This window comes from Pseudomonas sp. Pseusp97 (assembly GCF_047304025.1).
In the GTDB taxonomy this organism is placed as follows: Bacteria; Pseudomonadota; Gammaproteobacteria; order Pseudomonadales; family Pseudomonadaceae; genus Pseudomonas.
Genome location: NZ_JBGLYK010000300.1, coordinates 1 through 5,311, shown reverse-complemented (window position 1 = coordinate 5,311; position 5,311 = coordinate 1). Strand labels below are relative to the sequence as shown.

Below are 5,311 nucleotides of genomic sequence, written 5' to 3'. Positions count from 1 at the left end.
ACCCCTCCCGCGGCCGCCCCCCACCCTGAACACCAAAAACCCCCCCAAATAACGCCCCCCCCTTCCCTCACACCGGGCGCCCCGGGCGGCGGGTTGTCGTTTCTGTCGATTGCACCGGGCCGGATTTCTCGGACAACCCTGAGCGCTTGATAGATGCAGGAGGCAAGCGCCCTGTAGGAGCGAGCTTGCTCGCGGAACCAATTCCGTCGCGGGGCCCGTTCGCGAGCAAGCTCGCTCCTACGATCGGCACCAGCACACGAGCGTCCTGCTCGCGTTGTCGTTTTCGTCGCCGGAATCGCGCTTTGCCGCGCGACTCGCGCAACGCTCGCCATCAGCGATCCGCACCGCTATAGTCAGCCCACGCAGCCGGTTGCTGCCCCACTGAACAGGTTCGCCTTCCATGTCCCGATACCCATTGCCCGATCCGGCAATCAACGTTGCAGCCTGCCCGGCCTGCGGCGCGGGTGCGGGCGCGGCCTGCCCTCCCCCACCTCCTGTCGTCGCTGTCGCGTCGCCTCCGCCTCCCGGTGCGGCCTACCCGCCACCCGGCGTGAGCTTCTGACGCCACACGCGTTTCCCATCGCCTGGTGTTCCGCGGCTCACTGACGCGGCTCCCGGTATATGTCCGGCCCATCGAAGGCCGGTCGTGATCTGCCTGACGACAGGTGCATTGCATGATTTCGTTCAACCGTTCCTCCCTGGCCGCCCTGGCCAGCACCTCCCTGTTCGTGCTGCTGTGGAGCAGCGCCGCGATCATCAGCAAGTGGGGCCTGGCCCACGCCTCGCCGATGGTCTTCCTCATCGCCCGCTTCGGCACCGCGCTGGTGGCGCTGCTGATCCTCTCGCCGCTGATCGGCCTGCGCTGGCCGCGCGAGCGCAGGCAAGTGCGCCAGGCCGTGCTCACCGGCCTGGTGATGCTGGGCATCTACCCGATCTTCTACCTGATGGCGCTGGACCTGCACGTCACCCCTGGCGTCATCGCCACCGTGCTGGGCGTGCAACCAATGCTGACCAGCTTCCTGCTCGAACGCCGGCATTCGGCGCCGCGTCTGGCCGGCCTCGCGCTGGGGCTGATCGGGCTGGTGATGGTGGTCTACCAGAGCATCGGTCTGTCTGGCCTGACCTTCGCCGGCCTGGCCTGCTGCCTGCTGGCGCTGCTGTCGATCACCGGCGGCTCAATCCTGCAGAAGAACATCCGCGAGAACCCGCTGGGCACCCTGCCCCTGCAGTACATCGCCGGGCTCCTGCTGTGCCTCGCCGTCGCCCCCTTCCAGCCGCTGCATGTGGAGTGGAACGCCGCGTTCATCCTCAGTGCGCTGTGGATGGGGCTGATGGTCTCGGTGCTGGCCACCGTGCTGCTCTACCGGATGATCGCGGCGGGCAACCTGGTCAACGTCACCAGCCTGTTCTACCTGGTGCCGGCGGTCACGGCGCTGATGGATTACGCGGTGTTCGGCAATCGCCTGTCCACCCTCGGCCTGCTGGGCATGGGGCTGATCGTGGTGGGATTGATGCTGGTGTTTCGCCCGGCAGCTCCGGCACGGGACGCCGGGGCGGCGCGGGTTGTGGATAACTGACAGTCCTGAGCGGGGGGGCTTGCCCTCTCCCTAACCCTCTCCCTGAAGGGAGAGGGGACTGTCCGGCACAGCCTGGAAGTTGCGAGGCTCCTTGTTATCACGGGGAAAACACGGATCTCGAACCTCGCCGAGAACGGCCCCCTTTCCCTTCGGAGCGGGGCGCGCAGCCAGGGCTGGGGAGAGGGCGCCCCTTCGGTAAGTGCTATCAGAGAACTCCTCTTGAGCCTCACCCCGCCGCCTCCACCTTCGGCTGCGGCGCCGGGCGCAGCACCAGCCACAGCGCCAGGGCGATCAGAACGCCGCCCTGCAAGTGCGCCCAGGACAGCGACTCATCCAGCAACAGCACGCCCCAGAAGACCCCGAACGGCGGGATCAGGAAGGTCACCGTCATGGTCTTCAGCGGACCGATGCTGGCCAGCAGGCGGAAGTACAGGACATAGGCGAAGGACGTGCAGAGGAAGCCCAGCCCGGCCAGCGCCAGCAGAATCTTCGGCTCGGCCAGCGGTGCCAGCGGCATGTCCAGGCTGGTGCCGAGGAAGAACGGCAGCAGGCACAAGGTCGCGCCGGTCTGGCTGCCCAAAGCGGAAACGCCGAAGTCCAGTCCGCCCCGGTCGTTGATCCAGCGCTTGGTGACGAAGCCGGCGAAACCGTAGCAGGTCGTTGCCACCAGGCAGGCGGCGGCGCCCCACAGCAACCCCGCGTCAAAGGGCACCGGGCCGGCGCGGGTCAGCACCGCCACACCGGCCAGCCCCAGCAGCACGCCGCCCGCCTTGGCGCCGGTCAGTGACTCGCCGAAGAACAGCGAACCGATCAGCACGCCCATCAGCGGCGTAGTGGCGTTGAAGATTGCCGAATAGCCCGCCGGCAGCGTCTGCGCCGCCAGGCTGTACATCAGCACCGGGATACCCGAGCTGATCACGCCGATCGTCAGGATGCGCGTGAACTTGCCGCGAAAGTCCCAGCGTGTGCCCATCGCCAGCAGGATCACCACCAGACCGATGGCAGAGAGAAACACCCGGAAGAAGGCCGTCGGCATCACACCGATGGCGGGCACCAGTTGGCGCATGAACAGGAAGCTGGCGCCCCAGATGGCGGCCAGGGCGAGCAGGTTCAACAAGGCAGCGACGTTCATCGCAAGAAACTCCAGGGCAGGCAAGCCACCAGCCTACGCCGGTGGAAAACAGCATCCATCCATAGCTGACTTTCAAAGTCCACCGTCAGTTGCGGCGCAGCCGGGCCATGCTCAGCACGTCGGCGTAAGCCCCATCGCGCAGGGCGAATTCACGCAGCGTTCCTTCCACTTCGAAGCCGAACTTGCGGTACAGCGCAATGGCCGGCGCGTTGTCGGTATAGACAGTCAGCTCGACTCGGCGCAGGCCCATCCAGTTATCGGCCACCTCCATCAGCTCGGCCAGCAGCCGCGTGCCGACTCCGCGCCCCTGCCAGGCAACGGCGATTCCCATGCCGATGCTGCCGCAATGGCCACGGCGCACGCGGGGAAACTGTTCCAGGCTGGCGCTGCCGATCACCTGATCCTGGTGCATTGCCATCAAGGTGACGCGGCGCTCGTCATCCAGCACCAGCCGCTTGCGCCACATTTCCGGCGCCTGGTAGGGCATCTGCAGAACCTGGCGGGCCACTGCCGGATCGTTGTAGAGGGCGGCGAGGCCATTGATGTGCTGCTCGGTGCAGCGCTCGATGCGAAAGTCTTCCATTGCGTGCCGGCTCCTTGCCGAAGGGCTTTTCCAAGGGCTCTTTATCCGAGAGCATGGTCGACCAGCATACGCGCTAAATTTGCCGGAAAGCGCCAGGATCCGCTGGCGAAATCGCCCTTTCCCTCGCCGTTCCCCCTGGCTAAGCTCGCTGCACAAGAACTCTGCAGAGGCGCTCCCATGGCTCAGCACTGGCCAGCGACCGAGATCGCGACCCTGATCCTCGAAGGCTTCGACGACTATCGCGCGCGGTTCCACCAGATCACCGCCGGGGCGCCCGCGCGCTTCGAGCAGGCGCAGTGGCAGGAGGCCCAGCGCGCCTCTTCCGAACGTATCGACCTCTACGAGGAAATGGTCGCCGAGACCGTGGGCCGCCTGACCCGCGCCATGGCCGGCATCGACCTGGTGGACGTGGAACGCTGGCCGATTGCCAAGAGCGCCTACATCACCCTGATCGACCCGCGACTGGACGACGAACTGGCGGAAACCTGGTTCAATTCGATCTTCTGCGGCCTGTTCAGCCACGACAACATCAGCGACGGCACGATGTTCGTGCACACCACCCGCCCCTCGCTGCGCGCCCATTCGCGCGATCCGCACACGCGCATCTACCGCCCCGGCGGCAAGCTGCGCCAGGCGCTGGAAAGCATCTTCGACGACTACCGTTTCGCCGTGGACTACGACGACCGCGAGCGCGACCTGGAGCGCATGGACAACCTGCTGCACGCCAACCTGCCGGACTGGGTGTGCAAGGACCCGACCCTGACCATCGAGCTGATCGGCTCGGTGTTCTACCGCAACAAGGGCGCCTACCTGGTGGGCCGCCTGTTCACCCCCGAGGAGCAGTGGCCGCTGGTGTTCCCGCTGGTGCACCACGAGGGACGCGGCATCCAGTTCGACACCGTGATCACCGACGAGGCGGAAGTCTCGATCATCTTCTCCTTCACCCGCTCCTACTTCATGGTCGATGCGCCGGTGCCGGCCGAGATGGTCGCCTTCCTCAAGCGCCTGCTGCCGGGCAAGCACATCGCCGAGCTGTACACCTCCATCGGCTTCTACAAGCAGGGCAAGAGCGAGTTCTACCGCGCGCTGATCAACCACCTGGCGACCACCGATGACCGCTTCGTCATGGCCCCCGGCGTGCGCGGCATGGTGATGAGTGTGTTCACCCTGCCGGGCTTCAACACCGTGTTCAAGATCATCAAGGACAACTTCAACCCGGCCAAGACCGTCGACCACGCCACGGTGATCCAGAAGTACCAGTTGGTGAAGAATCACGACCGCGTGGGACGGCTGGCCGACACCCAGCAATTCGCCGACTTCCGCTTCCCGGTGGGCAAGTTCGACCCGGACTGCCTTGCCGAACTGCTCGACGTCGCCCCCTCCACCGTGATGCTGGAAGGCGACGTGGTGCTGATCCGCCACTGCTGGACCGAGCGCCGCATGACCCCGCTGAACATCTACCTGGAACACGCCACCCCGGCGCAGGTGGAAGAGGCGCTGAAGGACTACGGCCTGGCGATCAAGCAACTGGCGGCGGCGAATATCTTCCCCGGCGACATGCTGCTGAAGAATTTCGGCGTCACCCGCCACGGCCGCGTGGTGTTCTATGACTACGACGAGATCAGCTACCTGACCGAGGTGAACTTCCGTCACATCCCGCCGGCGCGCTACGAGGAGGACGAGATGTCCTCCGAGCCCTGGTATTCAGTGGGGCCGATGGATGTATTCCCGGAAGAGTTCCCGCGCTTCCTATTCGTCGACCTGAAGCTGCGCCGGCAATTCGCCAAGCTGCACGGCAACCTGTTCGATGCGGACTACTGGAAGGGGCTGCAGGAGCAGATTCGCGCGGGCAAGGTAATCGACGTCTTCCCCTACCGCCGCCACGAATCGCCGGAGGATGCGCTGGCGCGCTGATCTTCCCCGTTCCTGCTGGCACTCCTGTAGGGGGGGGAAAGCAACAGCCCGAAACGCCCACACACAGCCCCCCCGCCGCACCCCCCATGATGGGGGGGGGGGGGG

At 65.8% G+C, this 5,311-nt stretch carries 4 protein-coding genes; 2 read left to right on the top strand and 2 right to left on the bottom strand.

Translation table 11 applies throughout. The annotated features are described in order from the left end of the window. Window positions 1–674: 674 nt before the first annotated feature. Complete coding sequence (locus ACCC94_RS27510; protein ID WP_413352764.1) at window positions 675–1,577, top strand: DMT family transporter; 903 nt, start codon at window positions 675–677, stop codon at window positions 1,575–1,577. Window positions 1,578–1,803: 226 nt separating this feature from the next. Here ACCC94_RS27510 and ACCC94_RS27505 read toward each other — a convergent pair whose 3' ends face one another. Both ACCC94_RS27505 and ACCC94_RS27500 read right to left on the bottom strand, forming a co-directional pair. After that, window positions 1,804–2,709, bottom strand: a complete 906-nt coding sequence (locus ACCC94_RS27505) for a DMT family transporter (RefSeq protein WP_413352763.1) — start codon at window positions 2,707–2,709, stop codon at window positions 1,804–1,806. Between the two features lie 85 nt (window positions 2,710–2,794). Further along, window positions 2,795–3,292 carry a GNAT family N-acetyltransferase gene (locus tag ACCC94_RS27500; RefSeq protein WP_413352762.1) on the bottom strand — a complete coding sequence of 166 codons (498 nt, stop codon included), beginning with the start codon at window positions 3,290–3,292 and terminating at the stop codon, window positions 2,795–2,797. Between the two features lie 177 nt (window positions 3,293–3,469). On the opposite strand from ACCC94_RS27500, the gene aceK reads away from it, so the two are divergent. Continuing rightward, window positions 3,470–5,206, top strand: coding sequence for a bifunctional isocitrate dehydrogenase kinase/phosphatase (gene aceK / locus ACCC94_RS27495; protein ID WP_413352761.1), 1,737 nt, complete (start codon window positions 3,470–3,472; stop codon window positions 5,204–5,206). Window positions 5,207–5,311: the final 105 nt, after the last annotated feature.

What these genes read in the sequence shown, in the direction of transcription:
- ACCC94_RS27510 (WP_413352764.1), top strand. Translation starts at nt 675, where the DNA reads ATGATTTCGTTCAACCGTTCCTCCCTGGCCGCCCTGGCCAGCACCTCC.
- ACCC94_RS27505 (WP_413352763.1), bottom strand. Translation starts at nt 2,709, where the DNA reads ATGAACGTCGCTGCCTTGTTGAACCTGCTCGCCCTGGCCGCCATCTGG.
- ACCC94_RS27500 (WP_413352762.1), bottom strand. Translation starts at nt 3,292, where the DNA reads ATGGAAGACTTTCGCATCGAGCGCTGCACCGAGCAGCACATCAATGGC.
- aceK (WP_413352761.1), top strand. Translation starts at nt 3,470, where the DNA reads ATGGCTCAGCACTGGCCAGCGACCGAGATCGCGACCCTGATCCTCGAA.